The organism is Pseudomonas sp. SDO524_S393 (assembly GCF_054071875.1).
In genome coordinates this window covers 55,338-78,925 of sequence record NZ_JBSVVZ010000004.1, presented here as the reverse complement: position 1 = coordinate 78,925, position 23,588 = coordinate 55,338, and the positions used below count along the sequence as shown (strand labels likewise).

Genomic DNA, 23,588 nt, shown 5'->3' with positions numbered 1-23,588 from the left:
CATGAAGCTACCGATCGTTCGAACCATCATCTACGTCAAGCATTTACTGCAGTGGGCATTGGGCCCACACGAGACGTATCGCACCATGGGTGGCGACCGCTAGTGTTCAACAGTTCACTACCAAAAGCACGCTGTCCCCGGACAACCTTCATGATCAATCAGCGCCGGAGTGGGGCATGGCTGAGGCATCAATTTAATAGAGTGCCGATGTCCGGAATGTGGGGTCAAGTCCACTTCGATGATCCGATAGAACCCCGGCATCGCCTCCAATCGGTCAAATTCCACTGTACGAATTTCCGTAAGAATAAAACGGGCCGGCGGGGTTTATCCAGTGGCGGTTTTTTCCTAAAGTGCGCCACAGCACACGCAGAGTCGCCCACGGGAGCTCGTACCAGAGTGGCCACGAATGGACTGTAGGGCATTAGTTTAAGTGCCGGCAGGCAAAACGCAGATAGCTAATCGCGGGATTTTTTTAAGCCAAAGTGGCGCCGATTGGTCAGCGAGTTTTGTCAGAAATTTGCTATAGGTATAACCGAACAGACGCCTACTATTACCCACCTCGCCGCCTGGCGAGGCGCCATTATCCAGGAGACCCTAACCCTCTTACCTTACCTGTACACCTGAATAAACCGAACTTCGCTGCGAACTGAATTCAATTTAGCGCCTCACTGTGCGCGTCATTTGAGAAGACCGATGAATACAATTCCTAAGTTGGCTGCTGTGCTTATTTGCACATTCCCTATCTTCGCCCACGCTTCCGATGGCGCCGAAGCCTTGGAACGCTTTCACGAAAGAACCCGGGCGATGTTCGCCAGGCAACTTGAAGACACCCAGCAACAACCCGCTCAACAACAGGATGTTAGTAAACAGGAAGTCAGCAAACAGGAAGTCAGCAAACAGGAGGTCAGCAAACAGGAAACGGAAAAGAAACAGGCCCCCGGCATAAATCCATTCAACGACAGACTTCCCAGCCACTAACACTATTATTCCATATACTATGAGTTAGGATGATCCTGTGCGCGTCAATTCAGCCAGCATTCCCGTAATCATCACCACCGCGCTGTTGCTCAGTGCTTGCAACCAAAAACCCAACCCGCCCACCACCAACAGTGCCCCAGTCGTCGAGGCCAAACACGTCAGCCTGCAGAAGGTCATGACCTGGGACAGCTTCAATGGTCGGGTTAGCGCCGTGGAAACCGTGGCCATCCTGCCACGGGTGGATGGTTATATAACTCAAGTGGGCTACCGCGAGGGTAGCGAGGTGAAAAAGGGCGACCTGCTATTCGTGATCGACCAGCGTCCCTACCGCTCCGCGCTGGACAGCGCCCGAGCCCAACTAGAACGGGCCCGCGCCGCGCTGGCCTTCGCCGACCAGCAGGACGGACGGGCCCAACAACTGCTCAAGAGCAATGCGGTATCCCGAGAAGAAGCTGAGCAGAAGCATACCGCCCACGATCTAGGTCTGGCGGAGGTGCACGCCGCCGAGGCGGCGGTGGCCAATGCCACGCTGAACCTGCAGTTCACCGAGGTGCGCGCTCCCATCGATGGCCGCACCAGCCGAGCCCAGTTGACCCTTGGCAACTTGGCCGTAGCAAATCAGTCGGTACTGACATCATTGGTGTCGCAAAATCCGGTACATGTCGATTTCGACCCTGACGAACACAGTTACCTCAACTATCAGCAGGCGCTGAAAAACTCTGGAAAGGCCTCAGTGCGGATTGGCCTGGCCAACAGCGAAGACTTCCCGTACCAAGGCGAGCTGAGCTTTATCGACAACCAGGTCAATGCGAGCACTGGTACGGTCCATGCCCGCGCGACAGTAAACAATGCCGATCGCCTACTAATTCCGGGCCTGTACGCCAGGGTGCAACTGTCCGTTGGTGAGCCTGCAGTGGCCATGCTAATCCCCGACCGCGCGATCCTGACCGACCAGGACAAGCATTATGTTTACGTCTTAGGCAGGGACAACACGGCGGAAAAACGTTATGTCAAAACCGGAAATCTGATCGACCGGCAACGCGTCATCACAGCTGACCTAGAACCCGACGACAGCGTCATCGTCTCCGGCCTGCAGAACATCCATGCCAGCGGCACGACCGTCATACCCCATGTCATGCCAGCAGACAAAAGCGAACTCAACATTCCCAGCTTCGCGCCAAGCGCTAAGTAACAGTCAAGGGTTCCAGCCATGGACTTTTCCAAGTTTTTCATCGACAGGCCGATCTTCGCGATAGTCCTGTCGATCATCATTTTTGCCGCGGGCTTGGTCGCAATTCCGCTGTTGCCGGTGGGTGAATACCCCGAAGTGGTGCCCGCCACCGTGGTAGTGAAGGCCACCTACCCTGGTGCCAATCCCAAGGAAATTGCCGACTCGGTCGCCGTGCCCCTCGAAGAGGCGATCACCGGCGTAGAAGACATGATCTACATGAAGTCCGTCTCCAGCTCCAACGGCACCCTGCAGGTGGTCGCCACCTTCAATGCCAAGGTCGATCCGGATACCGCCGCGGTGCGGGTGCAGAACCGCGTCAGCCAGGCACTGTCGCGCCTGCCCGAGTCAGTGCGCCAGTATGGTGTCACTACCCAAAAACAGTCGCCGACGCCACTGATGTACATCGACTTGTTCTCGAACAGCGACAAGTATGATGAATTATACCTACGCAACTACCTGCGCCTAAATGTCAGGGACGAACTGTCGCGCATCCCCGGCATCGGCGATGTGATGCTCTTTGGTGGCGGCGACTATGCAATGCGCATCTGGCTGGATCCGAACAAACTGGCCGCGCGCGACCTCACTGCGCAGGACGCAATTAACGCGGTCCGCCAGCAGAATGTGCAGGTTTCTGCCGGTCAGCTGGGCGCTGAACCATCGCCTCAGGATAACGAATTCCTGATTTCCATCAACGTCCAGGGACGCCTCAAGACCGAGAAGGAATTCGGCGACGTCATAATCAAGACCGGCAGCGACGGCCAGGTTACCCGGCTCTCGGATGTGGCACGAGTGCAGCTGGATTCGGGCGATTACACGATGCGCGTGTTCCGCGGCAAGGAACAGGAAGTAGCGGTAGGCATCTTCCTCACCCCAGGTGCCAATGCCCTCGAAGTGGCCAGTGCGGTGTACACCAAACTCGATAGCCTGTCCAAGGACTTTCCCGAAGGTGTGCAGTACAAGAGCGTCTGGGACCCCACGGTGTTTGTGCGCGAGTCGATCAACTCCGTGCAGCATACCCTGCTCGAAGCAATGATGCTGATCGTGCTGGTGGTGGTACTGTTCCTGCAGACCTGGCGGGCATCGATAATCCCACTAATTGCGGTACCGGTGTCGATCGTAGGTACATTCGCGTTCCTTTATCTGCTGGGATATTCGATCAACACGCTGACGCTGTTCGGGTTGGTGCTGGCGGTCGGCATCGTAGTTGACGATGCCATCGTGGTAGTAGAGAACGTCGAACGTAACATTGAATTGGGCTTCAAGCCACTAAAGGCGGCCCACCAGGCTATGCGCGAAGTTTCGGGACCGATCCTAGCCATCGGGCTGGTGTTGTGTGCGGTGTTCGTTCCGATGGCGTTCATGAGCGGCGTCACCGGTCAGTTTTACAAGCAGTTCGCCGTGACCATCGCAATTTCGACGGTGATCTCTACGATCAATTCGTTGACGTTGTCGCCGGCACTCGCAGCCAAGCTGCTACGTGGCCATGACGTACCACCGGACCGCCTGACGCGCTGGATGAACGTTGCCCTGGGCTGGCTGCTGCACCCGTTCAACCGTTTCTTCAACCGCAGTTCGCACCGCTATGAGGGCTGCATTGCTCGAATCCTGCCACGGCGCGGACTGGTGTTCGCGATCTATGCTGTATTGCTGCTCGCAACCGGTGCGCTGTTCAACGCAATCCCCAGCGGCTTCATCCCGAACCAGGACAAGCTTTACCTATTCGCTGGCGCCACGCTCCCTCCAGGGGCTTCGCTGGCCCGCTCTGAAGCGGTCGCCCGTGAAATGGCGGAAATAGCCTCGACCGTCGACGGGGTAGACTTTACCAAATCCAGCGTTGGCATGAATGCGATACAAAGCACCACAACGCCCAACCTAGTGTCTTCCTATATATTGCTCAAGCCGTTCTCGGAGCGTAAGCGTACTGCGGAGGACATCAATGCCGAACTCAACCGAAAGTTCGCTCAGATCAAGGACGGCAGTGCCTATGCACTGTTGCCGCCACCGATCGAGGGCCTCGGCAACGGCTCGGGCTATTCGTTGTTTCTGATAGACCGCGGCGGACTTGGTTATGCGGCCCTACAGAAAGCACTGGAGGCATTCCAAGCAGAGGTGAGCAGGACGCCGGGAATGACCTTTCCAGTAAGTTCCTATCAGTCGAACATTCCGCAACTTGAAGTAAAGCTGGACCGCACCAAGGCGCAGGCTCAGGGGGTGGAGTTGACCGCAATCTTCGAGACCCTGCAAACCTATCTGGGCTCGGTCTACGTCAACGACTTCAACATACTCGGTCGCGTGTATCGGGTAGTGGCACAGGCTGACAGCCGCTTCCGCCAGGCCCCAGCCGACATCGGTAACTTGCGGGTGCGCAATGTGCACGGGGAGATGGTACCGATCAGCGCCGTTGTCGATATCGTACCAACATTTGGCCCCGATCCAGTGATGCGTTACAACGGCTTTCCCGCAGCGGACCTGATCGGTGACGCCGACCCCCACGTATTATCCTCCGGTGAAGTCATCGAGAAGCTGCAGGAGATCGCCGCGCTTACGCTGCCCAAAGGCATTGAACTGGAGTGGACCGACCTGAGCTACCAGCAGGTGAACCAGCGCAACACAGCAGTGATCGTTTTCCCAATTGCGGTGCTGCTGGCCTTCTTGGTATTGGCTGCTCTCTATGAGAGCTGGACGTTACCGCTCGCGGTGATCCTGATCGTACCGGTCTGTATGTTCGCGGCTCTCAGCGGCGTCTGGCTGGTGGGCGGTGACAACAACGTCTTCGTACAGGTGGGTCTGTTGGTGCTAATGGGCTTAGCCTGCAAGAACGCCATCCTGATCGTCGAGTTCGCCCGCGAACTGGAGATGCAGGGTCAGAACACCGTTGCCGCAGCGCTGCAGGCCTGTAACCTGCGCCTGCGACCGATCGTAATGACCTCGGTGGCCTTCATCGCCGGCGCCGTCCCCCTGCTGGTCAGCAGCGGTGCCGGCAGCGAGGTACGCCATGTCACCGGTGTCACGGTGTTCTGCGGCATGCTCGGGGTGACACTATTCGGCCTGTTCCTGACGCCGGTATTCTACGTGGTGCTGCGCAAGCTTGGCGCCACCCTGCCCGACCATCCTTCCAACCTGACGCCATATCCCGAGGAGGAACCGAGCCATGGCTAAGAAGCATAGCGTCCTGCCGCTGCTGCTGGTCCTGCTGCAGAGCTGCACGGTGGGACCCAACTTTCACCGGCCCAAGCTTCCGGAGCTACCCAATGCCTTTGCCCACGAGGACAATTCGACTAAAGTGCAGGCACCGACCACCGCAGCCGACGATGCATTCTGGCAGCGCTTTGCCGACCCGCAGCTCTCGGGGTTGGTAAAGGCCGCACTAGCGGCCAACCCCGACCTGCGCACGGCCCTGGCCCACTACGATGCGGCCAATGCGTTGCTGCGCGAGGTCCGATTCGACGAGATTCCCACGGTCACCATGTCGGCCCAGGCCGGTCATCAGCGAGTCGGCAAAGACGAGGCCAATGACGCGGCCCGCAGCCATGATCTCTATGGCAACAAAAGTTCGCTAACCTGGGAACTGGACCTGCTAGGGCGGGTACGCCGCTCGGTGGAATCACAACGCTCCGAGGTCGCGGCCCGGGCCAACGAACTGCAAGCCATGCAGGTCACTGTGGTCAGCGACGTGGCCAACAGCTATATCGACCTACGGGCCGCGCAGAAAATGCTCAGACTCTCTAGGGCCAATGCCGACAGCCAGCGGCAGACGCTGGCTATCGTGCAGGGCCGGCTGGATGCCGGGCGCAGCTCGACCTACGACCTGTCCCGGACCCAGGCACAACTGGAGACCACGCTGTCGCGCATCCCGCAGTTGCAGGCGCGGATTGCGGTGGATCGCCACCGCCTGGCGGTACTTGCCGGGCTGACACCGACAGCGCCGGATGCGCAGTTGCAGCAAGACAGCGACATGCCAGCGATCCCGGAGGATATCGAGCCCGGCACCCCTGCTGAGATCATCCGGCGCCGACCGGATGTCGCCGCCGCCGAGCACCGGTTGCACGCCGCCACCGCGCGGGTCGGCGTGGCCACCGCCGACCTTTTCCCCCGCGTCAGCCTTGGGGCGGCCCTAGGCACTTACGCGTTCCACGGTGGTGGCCTATATGCCGCTGGCAGCGAGTCGAACCTAGCGTTGCTGGGCATCGACTGGTCGTTCCTCGATGTCGGCCGGGTCAGGAGCCGTATCGCCGCCGCCGATGCAGAGGCCGCCGCCCAACTGGCCAGCTACCAGAAGACCGTGCTGGGGGCGCTGGAGGATGTCAACAATGCCCAGGCGCGGCTTGCCAGAAACAAGGAGGAAAATGCCCGGCGCCTAAGCGCGGCGAACGATTGGAAAACCGCCGCGACTCTCTCCAACGCCCGCTACCAAGCCGGTGCCATCGAGTTGTTCGAGTTGCTGGATGTACAGCGTTCGATGTACGACGCCCAGCTCTCGCAAGCCGATAGCCAGGCTCGCAGCACTTCCAGCGCCGTGGACCTGTTCGTCGCCCTAGCCGGCGGCTGGCCGCAGTACCTGCCAAGCCAGCACTGACCCACCGGCTCTGCGTGCGATACCCAACTACCGAACGCAGCAGTTGCCGTTATAGCCCACTGGCCACTTTCCTCGAACCAGGATCGTGGCCTTATGAGCACCCTGCCAGCCCCCTTGGGCCCCCTTCAGCACTAAGCAAATACAGGCCGGATTCCTGTTCGCCGCGCCCCACCCATCGTGTAGGTGTCACAGGAACTGGTACTGCGGCGCGCGACATCCAAGCAGCCGCATTGCTGCTCAAGGGCCAGAACACGCCCACTAAAAGCCTCTGGCCGAGAAAACCGGATACGCTGCAAGGCTAACGCTAGACCCACCTGTCCGATCTTCAGTTGCATCGTTTTCCCGAAGCTCGCAACTCATCCTGCTCAAGGCTGATCAGACGCGTGCAGGGAACGTTGCGGGACACACCCCTGCCAGCGGTGGACCTCAGCGCCCTGGCCACGACGATCAATCACTACGGCGACGCCATACTCAAAGTGTTTAAATCAAAGCTGGTGGCGTTCTGGGACGAGCCGGTGCCCGAATCTGCACGCAATGTCCCAGGATCGGATACCTGGCTGCCTGACTGGGACAGGCATTCGTCAGCAGTGTCAAGCCGCTGCGCGGCTCTCTCCAACCTGCAGTTCGCTGTCATGTGCGGCAACTGCGGCTATCCCAACACCCAGGCCTTCAGGCCAGTTAACTATCGCCCAAGGCACTGGTCAGAGAGAATCAGGTGATGCGCAATAGCCTGCTCGGCCTGCATCTAACTCGTGCCAGAATTCAACACAAAAGCAGTCAGTCAAACCATTGAAACCGGACAATCAGTCGGGTATCTGTTTCAGTGCTTTTACTGCATGAAACACTGGGTCGTGTTAGGCCTAACCTTGCTCTATCAACCCGCACTCATCAAGAGCGGCTTTCTGGTCGCAGACCTAGCGGTGTCGTGGTTCTTCACCGTTACTGTCCCCTGCTTTGTTAGCGGGATTGTGTTCAAAGTCTTCCTTCTTGCGATGGGATCGAAGATCGAAGAAAAAGAGCTTATGGCGCTGTTGGCTACAGATAAAAGCCAGCAGCAACCCTGATTCCTGGCCCACGCATTGCACCTGCCGACAGAGCAGCGCACGTGAGTAGTGAGCAGTGAGCATGCCTAGCTCATTGAATTGGCATCCGTTGATGCGGCAATAGTTGCTCAATCTCACTGGCTTTCTGCGTCGGCAACCGCATCAGCACATCCTTGAGATATGCATACGGATCATGCCCGTTTATGCGCGCCGACTGTATCAGGCTCATGATCGCCTCAGCTCGCTTACCGCTGCGCAGCGATCCAGCGAAGAGCCAGTTCGACCTACCGAGCGCCCACGGCCTGATTTGGTTCTCCACGGCGTTGTTGTCAATAGGCCCAGCACCATGATTCAGGTAGCGCGTCAGCGCTACCCAGCATTTCAGGCTGTAATCCAAAGCCTTAGCTGTAGCCGATCCTTCAGGCACAAGCTCGCGTTGAGCCAGCATCCATTCATGCAGTTTCTTTGCGATGGGCGCTGCCATTTCCTAGCGTAATCGCCTGCGATCTTCATCGCCCATTTCCTTGGCTTGCCGCTCAACCTCGTACAAACCGCCAATCGAGTGCAGTGCCTGCTCTGCCAGTTGGCTTTTGTTCGCCACATGCAGGTCGAAGAACTTGCGGCGGGCGTGGGCCATGCAGCCGATTTCGGTGATGCCCAGCTCGAAGCTGCCTTGTAACCCGTGAAGTCATCGCAGACCAGTTTGCCGTTCTACGTGCCAAGGAAGTTACGCGCATGCTCACCAGCGCGGCTGGGGCTGAAGTCGTAGACCACCGCTTTCAGTGCCGAGCACGGCGTGGTGCAGTAGGCCCAGACATACGCCCGGTGCGTTTTCTTTTCGCCCGGTGCCAACATCTGCACCGGTGTTTCATCGGCATGGACGACTTGCTGGGCCAGCACTGCTTCGCGCAATGCATCTACCAGCGGTTGCAGTTGTGCGGCGGTTTGGCCGACCCACTGAGCCAGCGTCGAGCGCGGGATTGCCAGGCCGGCACGGCCGAAGATCTTTTCCAGCCGGTACAACGGAAGGTAGTCGGCGAACTTGGCCACCATCACGTGGGCCAACAAGCCGGCAGTGGGGATGCCTTTGTCGATCACCTGTGCCGGCACCGGCGCTTGAGTCAGTGTTTCGCACTGACGGGAGACCCACTTGCCACGCACGTGCTGCTCGACGGTGAACACGCCTAGCGTGTAATCCAGTTTCTCGCTGACGTCTTCGCCGATGCGTTGAAGCTGGCAGCCGCAGGTACACTCGGTGTTCTCCGGCTCGTGATGGATAACGGTACGTGGGAACTGCGGTGGCAACGGCGCGCGCTTGGGCTGTTGGCGTGGATCGTCCGGTGCCGGGGCAGGACGAAGGGCTTTCAACTCGGCGCCGATGGCTTCAAGGTCGGTGTTGAGCACGTCATCCAGCAAGCTGCCTTGCGCCGGGCTGATCTACTCACTGCGCTTGGCGAACTTGTGGCGTTTGAGGGTGGCGATCTTGTGAGAGAGCTGCTCGATGATCGTCTCGTCGCGTTGGATCTTTCTGCCCATGGTATCGACCTTCGACAGCAACTGCATAGCGAGTGCGCGCAGTTGATCGGGCGTCATCTGGTCGAGATTGGGCGAGGAGGTCATGCTGTGGATTTTACCAAAGCAACTCATCCGCCACCGCTGAAAGGCAGGACTAAATCAAGGTAATTACGCCGCTTGTACCGACCCGTTGCCACGGCAAACCAAGCACCAACGTTTGCAGTTGTTCGGTGTAGAGTTCAACTTCATGACCTCGATGCGCGCCAGGCCAATGGAACTTGCCCTGGTTCAGGCGGCGTGCGGCCAGCCAGATACCCACGCCGTCGTGCACAAGTACCTTCATCCGATTGGCGCGGCGATTGGCGAACAGATAAACGCAGTGTGGCTTCGCAGCCCCGAATACGGCGACCACGCGGGCAAGGGCTGTGTCCGTGCCGGCGCGCATGTTCATGGGTTCGGTGGCGAGCCAGATGGCGTCGATGCGCATCATCGGGAGAGGCTGCTGATAAAGCGGGCGCAGCCGTCCGGGTCGGAGGTCGGCCAGTTCACAGTGAATGTTCGCTGCCCGGAAGAAATATCGATGCGGGCTACATCCTGCCGAGCAGGCGTCGCCGCAGCGGTCTCAAGTTTCAACGATACAAATGCAGGCAAGGCGCAAGCCTGCTGGTCACGATAGATAGGTATCCACTTGCGAACCAGATTAGCGTTGATGCCGTGCCGCAGTGCCACGCTGGCAATGGATACATCGGGGCCCAGGCATTCCTGGACAAATTGGGCCTTGAAGGGTCTGGGATAAGGAGTGCGCTGACGCGTGGTGTTCCTTGAATTAAGGGCGATGGTGTCCACGTATTTTAGGTGGACACCATCGCCTTTGGCGTCGGGGCCAGGAAGGTGAGTTGGCCGGGCGCTTACGCGGCAGCGTACTAAATAGACCATTTACCTTATACAAACGTGTGGATTGAAATCAATCGCATGACTTATCTGCATTAATTAACTGCTTTGACATATGAAATTTCGGGAGTTACTGGAGCCACAGCAAACGTCTAGGCTTGAAATCCAGCAGCTCTTTAGCGCGCAAATTTGAGGCACCACGAATTGCTTCATTGTAGAATAAAGCTTCTGAGCCAACGGTGCGCAAGGCTTGTTCTGCTGTTATGGAGCCAGGTAATGGCGCTCCCACCCACTTACTGAACGCCGGTAGCCAGTCACTAACTGGGAGTGGGTTATCATCGACGATATTGTATACTCCGCACTCACTGTGTAGCGCTGCCACGGTCGCTTCGATTGCATCATCCAGGTGAACAAATGACCACACTCCGTTCCCTCGGCCGATGATCACCGACTCACCCTTCCTCGCTTGCTCTGCAATAGCGCCTGTCGGGTGGTACCAAGTACCAGGTCCGTAGAAGAATCCGTACCGCAGCACTACCCCGGTCAGAGCTTGGCTTGCCAAAATCTCGTCTTCATATGCCTGAAAGGTTCTTGCACTTTCTCCAACGACGCCAGGTGCATCAATGCACAACTTGGCGTCTTCAGCAGCTAACTCGCCTTCTGCCGCTTGGAGATAGAACCCGCGCGATTGCATGATGTAACGCTTAACCCCAAACTCTTCAGCTGCAGAGAGCAAATTCTTCCCACCTATTTGATGCAGCCGAGTGTCTTTCGGCATGTACTTAATGAGTTCGGCAGGATCTGCAGGGAGGAGAGTCAATTGGTCAATGACTACGTCAGGCTTGGCGTCCCGGATAGCGTCACGCACTGATTCCGTGTTAAATACATCAGCGACGACGGGTTTTGCGCCGATCCCTCGAAGAATATCTACCCCAGCACCTGCTCGGGTGATGCCAGTAACTTCATGACCAGCTGCGCAAAGCAGCCGAGTCAGTGGGACACCTACAGCGCCAGTTGCTCCAGCGATCAAGATTTTCATAGTTCGTATCCTCAGTGATGGTCCAGCAAGGCTTGCGGTATGTTCCGGAAGCTAATAGCCATTCTGTTGTAGGAATTCATCAAGCTGACAGCGATTGTGAGATCCACCAGCTCACGCTCCTCAAACACTTTCCTTACTGCAACATATGCAGAGTCAGAAACCCCCGTGTCTGCGACCTTAGTGACCTGCTCAGCCCACGCTAGAGCTGCTTGCTCACGGGTGTCGAAAAGATTACCTGCCTCAGTCCACGCTTGGACTAACGCTATTTTTTCGACCTTAACGCTTTTTTTGATCAGGTCGCGGGTATGCATATCCAAGCAGTAAGCGCAGTTGTTGATTTGCGAAACGCGCAGATAGACCAGATCAACAAGTACCTCATCCAAGCCACTTTGCATGACGTAGCCGTAGACACTGCCCAGCGCTTTCACTCCTGCAGGGGCGAGTTGGTTGTAGTCGAGCCGCCTAGTCATGAGGTTACTCCTCACCCTGGTTTTTAACGGGGGTTGTGAGCGCTTTGTCATTGGAGTCAACGACGAATACCGCAAGTAGTTTGGCCGGTTCGGTCTTGCTTGCGTTCCGGCTCACAGGATGACGCGAGCCTGGATTTTCAAACCAGCTTTCGCCTGCTTTAAAGATCTGTTTAGGTCCGTCATTCACCTGCGACTCGATCGACCCCGACACTACGTAGGCGTAGATGAAAGCGGATTTCGCATGAACATGGGATGGCGAGGCAGCTCCTGGGGCGTATTCAACCTCAACTGCGACCAGCGATTTTCCTGGAATATTCGGTATGGCGTGCTCAAAGTTTGGCTTCACCACTTCACTCTGGCCATGCGCTTGAGCCGACATCGCGCTTATGAGCAAAACGCCACTGAAAAGAGCAACTGTGAGATTGAAATGCTTCATTATTGCGTCCTCATGGACTGGGTGGAAGCTCAGTATTCACACTAGCTGGTGTATGAAAAAGCCCCAAAAAAGCATTATTTTTTTGTACCACGCCGACCTCCCAGGTCTAACGGAACGGAACGCATGACTCTAAATTTTCAGCTCGACCGAACCATACGCACACCACTGACCGAGCAAATCCAGCGATCAATCACAAAAGCCATTGAGTCAGGAGTATTGTCTCCAGGTGCACGGCTTCCCTCTTGGGTTGACCTAGCAGCGCAGCTTGGGGTGTCGCGAGGCACAGTGCGCGCTGCGTATGAAATGCTAATGGATGCACAGTTGGTGGTTGCATCCAGAAGCGCTGGAACGAGGGTTTCTGATCGCCCGGCTATTCTTTTGAAGGAAACTATACAGCCGCCTGATACAGGGTTCATGGAACTCTACAAGGAGTTTACGGCAGGTCCGGCCATCTTCCAGTTAGGTGTTCCGGCTCATGAAACCGTACCTGCGAAGCTGTTCAGTCAAATTCGGTCCCATGCAATGCACTCAGAGCGTCGCGGTTCGGCCCTGTACCCGGATCCACGCGGTGAGTTCGAATTACGACGGGTGATCGCGGCATACCTTGCCATTGCTCGAGGCATCGAGTGTCTTCCATCTCAGATCATCATTACCAACGGCTTTGCCGGGGGGCTAGGTTTGGCATTACAAGCGCTGGATCTAAGAGGCCGTAGCGCCTGGATTGAGGACCCATGTTTCCCATTTTCTCGAAAAGGTTTAGAGCTTGCCGGTCTTAAGCCCATTGCCATCCCAGTAGATTCGGAAGGCCTAGATGTCGAACAGGCGAGGAAGCTCGAAAGTGATGTCGCATTGGCGCTATTGACCCCTGGCCAGCAGGCTCCTTTGGGTATGACGCTTTCATTAGCTAGACGCCTGAGTCTGCTGAGGTGGGCAACAGAATCTGGTGGTTGGATCATTGAAGATGACTACCTAAGCGAGCTGCAGCTGGAGAGCCGAGCCGCTTCTGCGCTCGCTTCGCTGGACCGCGATGGCCGTGTCATTCACATCGGCTCCTTCAGCAAAACGTTGAGCCCAACGATTCGCTTGGGATTCGTGGTAGCGCCTCCAACTTTGGCTCCGAGATTGAGTGAAATTGCTACATGTCTTAGCCCAGCACCAGGACCCGCCGTCCAGCTCGCCACGGCGAAATTCATCCACCAAGGCCATTACCTCCGACATCTGCGTCGAGCCAAAAGGCTTTACTGCACCCAAAGAGATGAGCTGCTGAAAACAATTGCCAACAGCGACGTACGTGCTGAGATCTCCACCGCAGGCTTAGCTGTGCTACTGAAACTGCCAACAGGGTCTCCAGATCTTAAAATCGCTCGGGAGGCATCAATCTTTGGGATGTCTCCAGGAGCCCTTAGCCCTTGGTACTCATGTCCAGAGCGTGCTGAGGCAGCTTTAATGCTCGGCATTACAACCAGCTCGAACCGACACTTAAAAGTGTCTTGCGATCGACTCAGTGAACTCATTCGTCGCCACACTTGAGCTCACGTTCATTCCGATAGCGACCATAATGGGTCGTTGGCCATAAGCGTGGTCACCCAATCGGTAAACGCACGAACTCTAGCAGAGAGATGCCGGGTGTAAGGGTACACTATCGATATAGGCATGCTAGTCATATGCCAGTCAGCCAGCACTCTTTCCAGGGCCCCAGTATTGAAGTGAGGGACGGCCTCAGCGGTGGGAAGAAATGCGATACCCAGTCCCGCGACGGCTGCGGCGGCTGTTGCGCTGCCATTGTTGAAATACATGGATGGTTGGTGATCTAGGGTGAAGCTTTCGTCTCCCCGCGTAAGAGTTGGGATAAAACGCTTATCTGTCGCCGGAAACTTGAAGCCCAAGTGCTTGTGATGTGGCAACTCTGCCGGACTCTGGATAGGACCAACGCCAGCTAAGTATGTTGGAGAGGCGCAAAAACAGAATCTCATCTGCCCAATCGCGCGAGATACGAGATCCTGGTCCATAATCATTCCAGCTCGGATGGCGCAGTCTACGCCTTCTTGGACCAAATCGACGACACGTTCGCTACAGCCTATATCGAGGCGAATCTCGGGAAACTCTGAAGCGAAATTCGAGAGTGCAGGGATTAAGAAGAAGATCCCAACGGGAGACGCCATCTCGACACGCACTCGGCCCCTCACGACATATCGGCTCTGTGATGTCGACGCCTCCAGTTCGTCTACATCGTCTATCACCGCTCGCGCTCTTACGTAGTAGGCAGCACCCTCTGGTGTCGAGGATACCTTTCGGGTGGTGCGGTGCAAGAGCTTGACACCAAGTAGAGTTTCCAGGGCCAGCACCTGACCCGAAATGGTCGTCTTGGCAAGGGACAAGGAGTCTGCTGCTCCACTGAAGCTTCCAACCTCTATTATGCGGCAGAACGCTCGCATCGCTGCCAGTCGATCTAGCGCCATTGTCTGTCCATCCGTACAAATAAAACGATTTTACCTAGTTTATCCGAGATCATGGTTTTACTAAACTTTCCCTATGCCATCGATGTGGCGGATAACTGGAGTATATTATGAGCAACAAACGTATCAATTACTATGAAGCTGCCCCTCAGGCAATGAAAGCCATGATGGGTCTGGAAAAGGCGGTCTCCCAATCTATACTGCCAGCGTCGTTGCGAGAATTGGTTCGGATTCGCGCTTCGCAGATCAACAGCTGCGCCTACTGCATCGATATGCACACTGCCGATGCTTCGAAAGCAGGTGAAACCACACGCCGCCTGATGGCAGTGAGTGCCTGGAAAGAGACTCCTTTCTTCGATGCCCGCGAGCGCGCTGCACTGCTGTGGACCGAAACACTCACCCTTGTCGCGGAAAAGCATGCGCCCGACGAGATTTACGATGAGGTGGCCGCTCACTTCAACGAGCAGGAGTTGTCAGAGTTGACGTTTGTGATTGCAGCTATCAACGCTTGGAACCGTTTCGGCGTCGGCTTCGCCATGCAGCCGAAGTAATACCCTCTCCAAAATTTAGGGTGTTTGGTAGTTCACGATAACTTTCCTTCCTACCAATAGCTATCAAACACTTTCTATAACATAATTTTTTTGATTTTGCGTACTTCTGTGAGCAAAATTTTTATTGAGTTATTATGCAAATTATTGCTAAAACATTCGCTGTTATTGTCTTGGCGCTGCCAGTGTTTGCACACGCATCAGACGGTGCAGAAGCCGCAGAGCGCTTCAAAGAGCAAAAAAAAGCCACTTTCGCTCAACACGCGAAAGTTCGGGCGGATCGCGAAAAGCGTGAACTGAAAGTTTCTAAAGAATTGACCAAGAATGCTAGCAGCGCAAGCAGCCAGCGTGAAGGAAGCTCTGCTGAGTAATTTTAAATTTTTGATCACCCTATCGATGTAAAAAAGGAAAACTCCGTGCGTGCCTCCTCAGTCGCAGCTACTAGCTTAGCTGCCACTTTTCTGCTTATCAGTGGTTGTAATAAAGAAGCTGAATCAAAACTACTAGCAGCCTCTCCGGCTGTTGATGTGGTCAGTGTAACCGTCCAGCAAGTAAAACCATGGGATAAATTTAATGGCCGTGTTGGAGCTGTGGAGACGGTTTCGATCCTCCCTCACGTCAGTGGTTATATCACTAAGGTCGCGTACCAAGAAGGAAGCGAAGTAAAAAAAGGGGACCTTCTTTTCATCGTTGACCAGCGACCATATCGAGCCGCATTGGCCAGTGCCCAAGCTCGATTGGAGCAGTCCCGCGCCTCCCTCGCTTTTGCGAAGCAGCAGAATCATCGAGCTCAACAGCTCGTCAAAACTAATGCCATTTCCACGGAAGAAGCTGAGCAGAAGCTTGCAGCCTATGAGCAAGGCGTCGCAGAAGTGCATGCTGCTGAAGCCGCAGTAACAACTGCAACCTTGGATCTTGAGTTCACCGAGGTCCGTTCGCCTATTAACGGGCGCACGAGCCGAGCACAGCTGACAGTAGGGAATTTGGCGGTCGCCGACCAGTCAGTTTTAACGTCTGTAGTTTCTCAAGACCCTGTCTATGTTTATTTTGATCCAGATGAGCAGAGCTTCCTGGGTTACCAGAAGCGGCTTAAAGCGTCTCAGGCAACCAGCGTGCGCATTGGTCTGACAAGCGATGAGAACTACCCGTATGAAGGCGACCTCACGTTTGTCGATAATCAAGTTGATTCCGCCACCGGTACTATCCGAGCCCGAGCGACTTTGAAAAATCCAGACAGAATATTGACACCTGGCCTTTACGCCAAAGTCGAGCTTTCCGTTGGCGGCTCTGAAGAGATGGCGTTGGTGCCCGAGCGAGCGATCTTGAGTGATCAAGATAAGAAATACGTCTATACATTGAGCGACGACAATAAAGCCGAGAAGCGCTATGTCGAGCTTGGAAAGCTAGTTGGGCATAAGCGTGTTATCACCTCCGGTCTAGAAAAGACTGATCGAGTGGTGGTTTCCGGCCTTCAACAGATTTATGCAACCGGAACACCTGTCTCTCCCAATATACTTGGCCCCGAAAATATCGGCATAAAAGTTTCTAGTGCCAACGAAAGCTCGAAATAAACTGCAAAGGCCAGCCCCATGGATTTCTCAAAATTCTTTATTGACAGGCCAATCTTCGCGATTGTCCTGTCGATCGTTATTTTCGCAGCTGGGTTGATAGCAATCCCGCTGTTGCCGGTTGGCGAATACCCAGAAGTTGTTCCGCCGACCGTGGTGGTCAAGGCGACATATCCAGGTGCTAACCCCAAAGAGATCGCGGAATCGGTGGCGGTGCCGCTGGAGGAAGCCATCAATGGTGTGGAGGACATGGTGTACCTGAAATCGGTTGCCAGTTCCGATGGCACGCTGCAGGTTGTCGTCACCTTCAATTCAAAGGTGGACCCTGACACGGCCGCTGTGCGCGTCCAGAACAGGGTAAGCCAGGCTCTTTCACGTCTGCCCGAATCGGTGCGCCAATACGGTATAACTACGCAGAAACAATCTCCGACACCGCTAATGTACGTGGACATGTATTCCAGCAGTGAGAAATACGACGCTCTGTATCTGCGAAATTATCTCCGCCTACATGTGAAGGATGAGCTGGCTCGTATCCCGGGGATTGGCGATGTTGTGCTTTATGGCTCCGGTGATTATGCAATGCGGATCTGGCTTGATCCAAATAAGCTCGCAACACGCGGCATCACTGCTCAAGACGCGATCAATGCCATTCGCCAGCAGAACGTCCAGGTCTCAGCGGGGCAACTCGGTGCTGAACCTTCTCCACAAAATACGGATTTTCTGATTTCCATCAACGTCCAGGGCAGGCTGAAAACGGAGCAGGAGTTTTCCGATATCGTCCTGAAATCAGGACGTGATGGCCAGATTTCTCGGCTCTCCGATGTCGCACGTATTCAAGTGGATTCTGGCGATTACACGATGCGAGTATTCCGGGGGAAAAATGAAGAGGTTGCAGTCGGAATATTCTTGACACCTGGGGCTAACGCAATTGACGTCGCCAACAAGGTCTACTCGAAACTTGACGCGTTGTCGAAAGACTTCCCAGAGGGGGTCAAATACGTGAGTGTTTGGGACCCAACTTTGTTCGTACGCGACTCGATTAGCGCGGTACAGCACACGCTGTTCGAGGCCATGATCCTGATCGTTTTGGTAGTAGTAATCTTCCTGCAAACGTGGCGAGCCTCGATCATTCCATTGATCGCTGTGCCTGTGTCGATCGTTGGCACCTTCGCCTTCTTGTACCTGTTCGGCTACTCAATTAACACACTCACACTGTTTGGCATGGTTTTGGCGATTGGCATCGTCGTCGACGACGCAATCGTGGTAGTCGAAAACGTTGAGCGAAATATCGAGCTTGGCCAGACGCCGCTACAAGCCGCGCACCAAGCTATGCGGGAGGTTTCGGGTCCGATTCTGGCGATCGGCCTAGTTCTGTGTGCAGTCTTCATACCCATGGCATTCATGAGCGGAGTGACAGGCCAGTTCTACAAGCAGTTCGCTGTCACCATCGCAATTTCAACGGTGATATCGACGGTCAACTCCCTGACCCTTTCCCCAGCACTCGCAGCCAAGCTGTTGCGCCATCACGATAGCCCGAAAGATAGGCTGACCCGATGGATGGATTTTTCTTTGGGTTGGCTGCTGCGGCCGTTCAATCGATTTTTCAATCACAGCTCGGAGCGTTATGAGAGCAGCATCGCCAGGTTGCTTCCGCGCAAAGGACCAGTTTTCGTTGTTTACGCCGCACTATTAGGTGTGACTGGACTGCTCTTCAACACAATCCCGACCGGCTTCATTCCCAATCAGGACAAGCTTTATCTCTTTGCAGGTGCGACTCTACCTCCCGGAGCATCGCTCTCTCGCTCTGACGCTGTGGCCCGAGAGATGGCTGCAATCGCTATGACTGTTGATGGAGTGGACTATGCCAACTCGTATGTTGGCTCCAACGCGCTGCAGAATACTGCAACGCCGAACCTGGTAACGTCCTATGTCCTCCTCAAGCCTTTCAGTGAGCGCACACGAAGCGCAGAGGACATCAACGCGGAACTGAACACAAAGTTTGCAGCGATCAAAGACGGTGCCGCCTATGCGCTATTGCCCCCGCCAATCCAGGGTTTAGGTAATGGTTCGGGATATTCGCTGTTCCTGACGGACCGTGGTGGCCTAGGGTATGCCGCGCTGCAGGAGGCGCTGGATAAATTTCAAGCTGAAGTAGCTAGCACTCCGGGCATGACTTTCCCAGTCAGTTCCTACCAATCCAATATCCCTCAATTGGAGGTGAAGGTTGATCGCATTAAAGCTCAAGCTCAGGGCTTAGAGCTGCCTGCAATTTTTGACACTCTTCAGACCTATCTGGGATCCGTTTACGTAAATGACTTCAACATGTTTGGACGGGTCTACCGCGTCGTTGCTCAGGCCGACTCCAGCTTCCGACAAACCGCTGAAGACGTCGGTAACCTTCGCGTTCGTAATGCTCAAGGGGGCATGGTGCCACTGAGCGCAGTAGTTAATATTTCCTCGACGTTTGGGCCCGACCCGGTCATGCGCTTCAACGGTTTCCCCGCAGCTGATTTGATTGGCGATGCAGATCCCAAAGTCATGTCATCCGGCGACGTTATCAAGAAGCTTGAAGAAATCGCCGCTCGCACCTTACCTCGAGGCATCGACCTAGAGTGGACGGACCTCAGCTATCAGCAAGTAACCCAGAGCAACACAGCCATCATTGTGTTCCCCATTGCAGTATTGCTTGCATTCCTGGTGCTGGCTGCACTATACGAAAGCTGGACGTTGCCATTAGCAGTCATTCTGATTGTGCCGGTCTGTATGTTCGCTGCACTTGTAGGCGTCTGGCTTGCGGGTGGAGATAACAACGTCTTCGTCCAAGTCGGCCTAGTAGTACTAATGGGGCTGGCGTGCAAGAACGCGATTTTGATCGTCGAATTTGCTCGCGAGCTGGAAATGCAGGGACGTGGGACCATCGAAGCGGCGCTAGAAGCATGTCGACTGCGCTTGCGACCCATCGTCATGACATCGATCGCGTTCATTGCCGGCGCCGTACCGCTCTTAATCGGGGCCGGAGCAGGTAGTGAAGTTCGTCACGCGACAGGCGTAACTGTTTTCGGTGGGATGCTGGGTGTGACCATTTTCGGCCTTTTCCTGACCCCAGTGTTCTATGTGGCGATGAGGAAGCTTGGTGCAACTATTCCTGACCACCCATCAAGCATGGCGGCACATGAGAAGGAGAGCCTCACTCATGGTTAATCTCAAAAGCTACTCACTCCCAGTGCTGTTAGTGTTGTTAGCCGGATGCACCGTGGGGCCAGATTTCTCCCGGCCCGAAACTACTGCTTTGCCACAGTCCTTTACAAATATAAGCGGTCCGAACGTGGCCTCGCGCGATGAGGCCGCAGACTACCAGTTCTGGAGGCAATTCAATGACCCCCAGTTGACTGAACTGGTGGAGCAAGCTTTGTCTCAGAACTACGACCTTCGCACGGCGTTAGCGAACTTTGATGCGGCAAATGCTCTATTACGCGCCGCCAAGTTTGACCAGATACCAACCGTCACAATGTCGGCAGATGCGGGGCATCAGCGACTGAGCTCAGATGAAGCCAACGGGACCTCCCGCAGTAATGATGTTTACTCCCACAAAGCCTCACTTAGTTGGGAGCTAGATTTCTTTGGCCGAGTAAGGCGGTCATTGGAGTCGAAGCGATCGGAGGTGGAAGCCAAGGCGAGTGATCTCAAGGCAATTCAGGTCGTGGTGGTAAGCAATGTAGCCACGACTTATATAGATTTGCGTGCGGCCCAACGGATGCTCGAACTGTCGAAGGCTAACGCAGTAAGTCAGCGACAAACTTTGGATATCGTTAAGGGTCGGTTGGATGCAGGGCGGGGATCAACTTACGAGCTGTCTAGAGCGCAGGCTCAGTTGGATACTACCCTTGCGCGCATTCCACAGTTCGAGGTGAAAATCGCCATCGATAAGCACAGGCTTGCAGTTCTGACTGGTATGAGTCCTGCTTCGTATGATTCGTTATTGCCAGGTGAGGCTGCTATGCCGTCAGTGCCTGAGACAATAAAAGCAGATACCCCAGCGAACGTCATCCGCAGGCGTCCTGACGTCGCTTCGGCCGAACATACTCTACACGCCGCTACAGCACAGATCGGGGTAACCACTGCCGATCTGTTCCCAAGGGTTACCCTAGGAGCCGCTATCGGTACGTATGCTTTTAACGGAAGTTCGCTCTACTCTAACTCCGCAGAGTCCAACCTAACCTTGCTTGGTATTGACTGGTCGTTTCTCGACGCGGGGCGAGTGAAGAGTCGAATCGAGGCCGCGGACGCTGAAGCAGCCGGTCGGCTGGCGAATTACCAACAAACCGTGTTGATGGCTCTTGAGGACGTGGAAAATGCAATCGTAGGCTTCTCACGGATTAAGGATGAAGATGCCCGCTTGACTAGCGCTGCCGTTGAATTGAAACGGGCCTCGGATCTCGCTGGTGACAAATATCGGGCTGGAGCTATCGAATTATCCGAGCGATTGGATGTTCAGCGTGAGCTATACAGCGCACAAATAGAGCAGACCTCCAGTCAGGCGAGGAATGCAGCTGCTGCAGTGAATTTGTTCATCTCGATAGCTGGAGGTTGGTCTTGGAACGTCAAAAAGAGCTAGTGTCACTGATGTAAACTTGTATGCAGCCCGGGTGCGTCGACACCATTCCGGGCTGCAGTCCACGTATCCTTAGCCGCGCGTGCGCCTACACTTGATATAAGGCCTTCATTAACTTCAATTGAATCGCCTCGGTTTTTTTAGATATGCTGCAAGCTCATTGCACTGTCCCCACGACATTATAGACATTTCTAGCCTACGCTTTGAGCATAGGAGGAAGTTTAGAGCGCTTAACGATTCATGCCGGAATTCATAGCAGAAGCCGTCAGGCAAGTCATTGAACGCAGATATTCCGTTGCGGAAACGTAACCGTCTGGCCAACTCACCTCTCAGCACGCAGACCAGCTCAGACAAAAACGGGTGGAAAACAAAGCCTTGCCCGCAGGTATACCCATTGAATAAGCCTGTATCTGACGTAGCTCATGCAGAGCCTGCCAGCGGGTCGCAATCGACGATGGCTTCATTGTATACTTTTGCTCCGCATACCCCTTGAGCTACAGGAACATCAGCATGACTGTACTCCAAACGATCTACTGGCAGCCTACGCCGCCTTAGCGCTACGCCCCCTCGCAACAACCTGCTTCCGCTAGCCTCGCTTGCGGGTGCGCACTGCTGTACGCCTGGTTTACACCTTAAGCGCACAGCAAAAAAATCCTCAAAATTTGAATTTGTATCGATTCGCTCGCCATTTCCTTGGCGTGCGCGATGCTTTGCCTTGGATATTCATATGCTGCAAAAACTTAGACAAACGTGGTTTTCCAACGTCCGTGCCGACGTGCTCGCGGGGCTGGTGGTCGCACTCGCGCTGATCCCGGAAGCCATCGCCTTTTCCATCATCGCCGGGGTAGATCCCAAAGTCAGTCTCTACGCCTCCTTCTGTATCTGTGCTGTCATCGCCTTTGTCGGCGGGCGCCCCGGAATGATCTCGGCGGCGACAGGCGCCATGGCACTGCTGATGGTTACGCTGGTAAAAGAGCATGGACTCCAGTACCTGCTGGCCGCGACTCTACTATGTGGTGTACTTCAAATCCTTGCCGGCTACCTGAAGCTTGGCTCGTTGATGCGCTTTGTTTCACGCTCGGTAGTCACCGGCTTCGTAAACGCATTGGCGATTCTGATTTTTATGGCGCAATTGCCTGAGCTGACCAATGTCACCTGGCATGTCTATGCCATGACCGCTGCGGGCCTGGGAATCATCTACCTGTTTCCGTATGTACCGAAAATCGGCAAGCTGATTCCCTCTCCATTGGTGTGCATTCTGACGCTGACTGCCATCGCCATTTACCTCGGTTTGGATATCCGCACCGTCGGTGACATGGGCCAACTGCCTGATACGCTCCCGGTCTTCCTCTGGCCTGAAGTTCCGCTGAATTTTGAAACCCTGCGCATCATTTTCCCGTACTCGGCTGCGTTGGCAGTAGTGGGGCTACTCGAATCAATGATGACCGCGACCATCGTCGACGACCTGACCGATACCACCAGCAACAAAAACCGCGAGTGCAAAGGCCAGGGTGTGGCCAACATCGCTGCCGGCATGCTTGGCGGCATGGCAGGTTGCGCCATGATCGGCCAATCGATCATCAACGTGAAGTCTGGTGGCCGCACCCGTCTCTCGACATTGTGTGCCGGCGTTTTCCTGCTGCTGATGGTGGTATTTCTTGGCGAATGGCTCTCCAAAATCCCTATGGCGGCACTCGTGGCTGTGATGATTATGGTGTCCATCGGCACCTTTAGCTGGGATTCCTTGCGCAATCTGAAAGAGCATCCGCTGTCGACCAACCTCGTCATGGTGGCGACCGTCGTGGTCGTCGTGGCCACTCACAACCTAGCCTACGGCGTACTGGTAGGTGTGCTGCTGGCTTCGCTGTTCTTCGCCAATAAGGTTGGGCACTACCTGGATATCAAGAGCACTCTGGAAGAGACGGAATCGCATCGGACTTACCACGTCGTGGGCCAGGTGTTCTTTAGCTCTGCGGACAAGTTCACTGAAGTTTTTGACTTCAAGGAAGCGCTCAACAAAGTCACCATCGATCTCACACAGGCGCATTTCTGGGATATCACCGCCGTAGCAGCGCTGGATAAGGTCGTGATCAAGTTCCGCCGTGAAGGCGCGGAGGTTGAAGTGCTCGGTCTCAATGAAGCCAGCGCAACAATCGTTGACCGCTTCAGCGTGCATGACAAACCCGGTGCCATCGACAAGCTCATGAGCCACTAAGGAGAACGAC

General features: G+C 55.2%; 18 protein-coding genes and 1 pseudogene. 12 read left to right on the top strand and 7 right to left on the bottom strand.

All coding sequences use genetic code 11. From position 1 onward, the window contains the following. Nucleotides 1-693: 693 nt before the first annotated feature. The 5 genes from ACW9IB_RS03420 (at nt 694) to ACW9IB_RS03400 (ending at nt 7,849) form a co-directional block, all read left to right on the top strand. Nucleotides 694-978: a hypothetical protein gene (locus ACW9IB_RS03420; RefSeq protein WP_100831524.1), complete on the top strand. Its 285-nt coding sequence runs from the start codon at nt 694-696 to the stop codon at nt 976-978. Between the two features lie 37 nt (nt 979-1,015). Further along, nucleotides 1,016-2,170, top strand: coding sequence for an efflux RND transporter periplasmic adaptor subunit (locus ACW9IB_RS03415; protein WP_457412342.1), 1,155 nt, complete (start codon nt 1,016-1,018; stop codon nt 2,168-2,170). An 18-nt stretch (nt 2,171-2,188) separates the two neighbouring features. Then, nucleotides 2,189-5,368 carry an efflux RND transporter permease subunit gene (locus tag ACW9IB_RS03410; RefSeq protein ID WP_457412339.1) on the top strand — a complete coding sequence of 1,060 codons (3,180 nt, stop codon included), beginning with the start codon at nt 2,189-2,191 and terminating at the stop codon, nt 5,366-5,368. Then, nucleotides 5,361-6,785 carry an efflux transporter outer membrane subunit gene (locus ACW9IB_RS03405; RefSeq protein WP_457412336.1) on the top strand — a complete coding sequence of 475 codons (1,425 nt, stop codon included), beginning with the start codon at nt 5,361-5,363 and terminating at the stop codon, nt 6,783-6,785. Before ACW9IB_RS03410 ends, ACW9IB_RS03405 begins: the two co-directional genes overlap by 8 nt. A 752-nt stretch (nt 6,786-7,537) precedes the next feature. Beyond that, on the top strand, nt 7,538-7,849 hold the full coding sequence (locus tag ACW9IB_RS03400; RefSeq protein WP_130886735.1) for a DUF1360 domain-containing protein: 312 nt from the start codon (nt 7,538-7,540) through the stop codon (nt 7,847-7,849). Between the two features lie 70 nt (nt 7,850-7,919). On the opposite strand, the pseudogene tnpC reads toward ACW9IB_RS03400, so the two are convergent. From tnpC to ACW9IB_RS03370, 6 genes and pseudogenes are all read right to left on the bottom strand, one after another. Next, nucleotides 7,920-9,448: pseudogene (gene tnpC, locus ACW9IB_RS03395) on the bottom strand (IS66 family transposase). Between the two features lie 49 nt (nt 9,449-9,497). After that, a complete protein-coding gene (gene tnpB, locus ACW9IB_RS03390; RefSeq protein ID WP_016970285.1) occupies nt 9,498-9,833 on the bottom strand; it encodes an IS66 family insertion sequence element accessory protein TnpB in 336 nt (111 codons plus the stop codon). Then, nucleotides 9,830-10,189, bottom strand: a complete 360-nt coding sequence (gene tnpA, locus ACW9IB_RS03385; RefSeq protein WP_157786651.1) for an IS66-like element accessory protein TnpA — start codon at nt 10,187-10,189, stop codon at nt 9,830-9,832. Before tnpA ends, tnpB begins: the two co-directional genes overlap by 4 nt. 175 nt (nt 10,190-10,364) lie before the next feature. Continuing rightward, entirely contained in the window at nt 10,365-11,273 is a 909-nt protein-coding gene (locus ACW9IB_RS03380) for an NAD-dependent epimerase/dehydratase family protein (RefSeq protein WP_457412333.1), read from the bottom strand. Nucleotides 11,274-11,284: 11 nt separating this feature from the next. Then, a complete protein-coding gene (locus tag ACW9IB_RS03375) occupies nt 11,285-11,743 on the bottom strand; it encodes a carboxymuconolactone decarboxylase family protein (RefSeq protein ID WP_016970281.1) in 459 nt (152 codons plus the stop codon). 4 nt (nt 11,744-11,747) lie between these two features. Then, nucleotides 11,748-12,179 carry a cupin domain-containing protein gene (locus ACW9IB_RS03370; protein WP_016970280.1) on the bottom strand — a complete coding sequence of 144 codons (432 nt, stop codon included), beginning with the start codon at nt 12,177-12,179 and terminating at the stop codon, nt 11,748-11,750. Nucleotides 12,180-12,302: 123 nt separating this feature from the next. Between ACW9IB_RS03370 and pdxR the strand changes: the two genes are divergently transcribed. Continuing rightward, nucleotides 12,303-13,709: a MocR-like pyridoxine biosynthesis transcription factor PdxR gene (gene pdxR / locus ACW9IB_RS03365; RefSeq protein WP_025999953.1), complete on the top strand. Its 1,407-nt coding sequence runs from the start codon at nt 12,303-12,305 to the stop codon at nt 13,707-13,709. An 8-nt stretch (nt 13,710-13,717) separates the two neighbouring features. On the opposite strand, the gene ACW9IB_RS03360 is transcribed toward pdxR, so the two are convergent. Next, a complete protein-coding gene (locus ACW9IB_RS03360; RefSeq protein ID WP_457412426.1) occupies nt 13,718-14,614 on the bottom strand; it encodes a LysR substrate-binding domain-containing protein in 897 nt (298 codons plus the stop codon). Nucleotides 14,615-14,745: 131 nt separating this feature from the next. On the opposite strand from ACW9IB_RS03360, the gene ACW9IB_RS03355 reads away from it, so the two are divergent. The 6 genes from ACW9IB_RS03355 (at nt 14,746) to ACW9IB_RS03330 (ending at nt 23,578) form a co-directional block, all read left to right on the top strand. Continuing rightward, the gene (locus ACW9IB_RS03355) at nt 14,746-15,186 is read left to right on the top strand and encodes a carboxymuconolactone decarboxylase family protein (protein ID WP_016970277.1); all 441 of its coding nucleotides are present in this window, start codon (nt 14,746-14,748) and stop codon (nt 15,184-15,186) included. Nucleotides 15,187-15,320: 134 nt separating this feature from the next. Next, entirely contained in the window at nt 15,321-15,554 is a 234-nt protein-coding gene (locus ACW9IB_RS03350) for a hypothetical protein (RefSeq protein WP_016970276.1), read from the top strand. A gap of 45 nt (nt 15,555-15,599) precedes the next feature. Continuing rightward, on the top strand, nt 15,600-16,754 hold the full coding sequence (locus ACW9IB_RS03345) for an efflux RND transporter periplasmic adaptor subunit (protein WP_457412331.1): 1,155 nt from the start codon (nt 15,600-15,602) through the stop codon (nt 16,752-16,754). Nucleotides 16,755-16,772: 18 nt separating this feature from the next. Beyond that, the gene (locus ACW9IB_RS03340) at nt 16,773-19,952 is read left to right on the top strand and encodes an efflux RND transporter permease subunit (RefSeq protein WP_016970274.1); all 3,180 of its coding nucleotides are present in this window, start codon (nt 16,773-16,775) and stop codon (nt 19,950-19,952) included. Then, nucleotides 19,945-21,366, top strand: coding sequence for an efflux transporter outer membrane subunit (locus ACW9IB_RS03335; RefSeq protein WP_457412328.1), 1,422 nt, complete (start codon nt 19,945-19,947; stop codon nt 21,364-21,366). The genes ACW9IB_RS03340 and ACW9IB_RS03335 overlap by 8 nt, the downstream gene beginning before the upstream one ends. A 724-nt stretch (nt 21,367-22,090) precedes the next feature. Beyond that, nucleotides 22,091-23,578: a SulP family inorganic anion transporter gene (locus tag ACW9IB_RS03330; protein ID WP_457412326.1), complete on the top strand. Its 1,488-nt coding sequence runs from the start codon at nt 22,091-22,093 to the stop codon at nt 23,576-23,578. The last annotated feature ends 10 nt before the right edge of the window (nt 23,579-23,588 follow it).

Coding starts and splice junctions, on each gene's coding strand:
- ACW9IB_RS03420 (WP_100831524.1), top strand. CDS start 694: ATGAATACAATTCCTAAGTTGGCTGCTGTGCTTATTTGCACATTCCCT.
- ACW9IB_RS03410 (WP_457412339.1), top strand. CDS start 2,189: ATGGACTTTTCCAAGTTTTTCATCGACAGGCCGATCTTCGCGATAGTC.
- ACW9IB_RS03405 (WP_457412336.1), top strand. CDS start 5,361: ATGGCTAAGAAGCATAGCGTCCTGCCGCTGCTGCTGGTCCTGCTGCAG.
- tnpB (WP_016970285.1), bottom strand. CDS start 9,833: ATGATGCGCATCGACGCCATCTGGCTCGCCACCGAACCCATGAACATG.
- ACW9IB_RS03380 (WP_457412333.1), bottom strand. CDS start 11,273: ATGAAAATCTTGATCGCTGGAGCAACTGGCGCTGTAGGTGTCCCACTG.
- ACW9IB_RS03375 (WP_016970281.1), bottom strand. CDS start 11,743: ATGACTAGGCGGCTCGACTACAACCAACTCGCCCCTGCAGGAGTGAAA.
- ACW9IB_RS03370 (WP_016970280.1), bottom strand. CDS start 12,179: ATGAAGCATTTCAATCTCACAGTTGCTCTTTTCAGTGGCGTTTTGCTC.
- pdxR (WP_025999953.1), top strand. CDS start 12,303: ATGACTCTAAATTTTCAGCTCGACCGAACCATACGCACACCACTGACC.
- ACW9IB_RS03360 (WP_457412426.1), bottom strand. CDS start 14,614: ATGCGAGCGTTCTGCCGCATAATAGAGGTTGGAAGCTTCAGTGGAGCA.
- ACW9IB_RS03355 (WP_016970277.1), top strand. CDS start 14,746: ATGAGCAACAAACGTATCAATTACTATGAAGCTGCCCCTCAGGCAATG.
- ACW9IB_RS03350 (WP_016970276.1), top strand. CDS start 15,321: ATGCAAATTATTGCTAAAACATTCGCTGTTATTGTCTTGGCGCTGCCA.
- ACW9IB_RS03340 (WP_016970274.1), top strand. CDS start 16,773: ATGGATTTCTCAAAATTCTTTATTGACAGGCCAATCTTCGCGATTGTC.
- ACW9IB_RS03335 (WP_457412328.1), top strand. CDS start 19,945: ATGGTTAATCTCAAAAGCTACTCACTCCCAGTGCTGTTAGTGTTGTTA.
- ACW9IB_RS03330 (WP_457412326.1), top strand. CDS start 22,091: ATGCTGCAAAAACTTAGACAAACGTGGTTTTCCAACGTCCGTGCCGAC.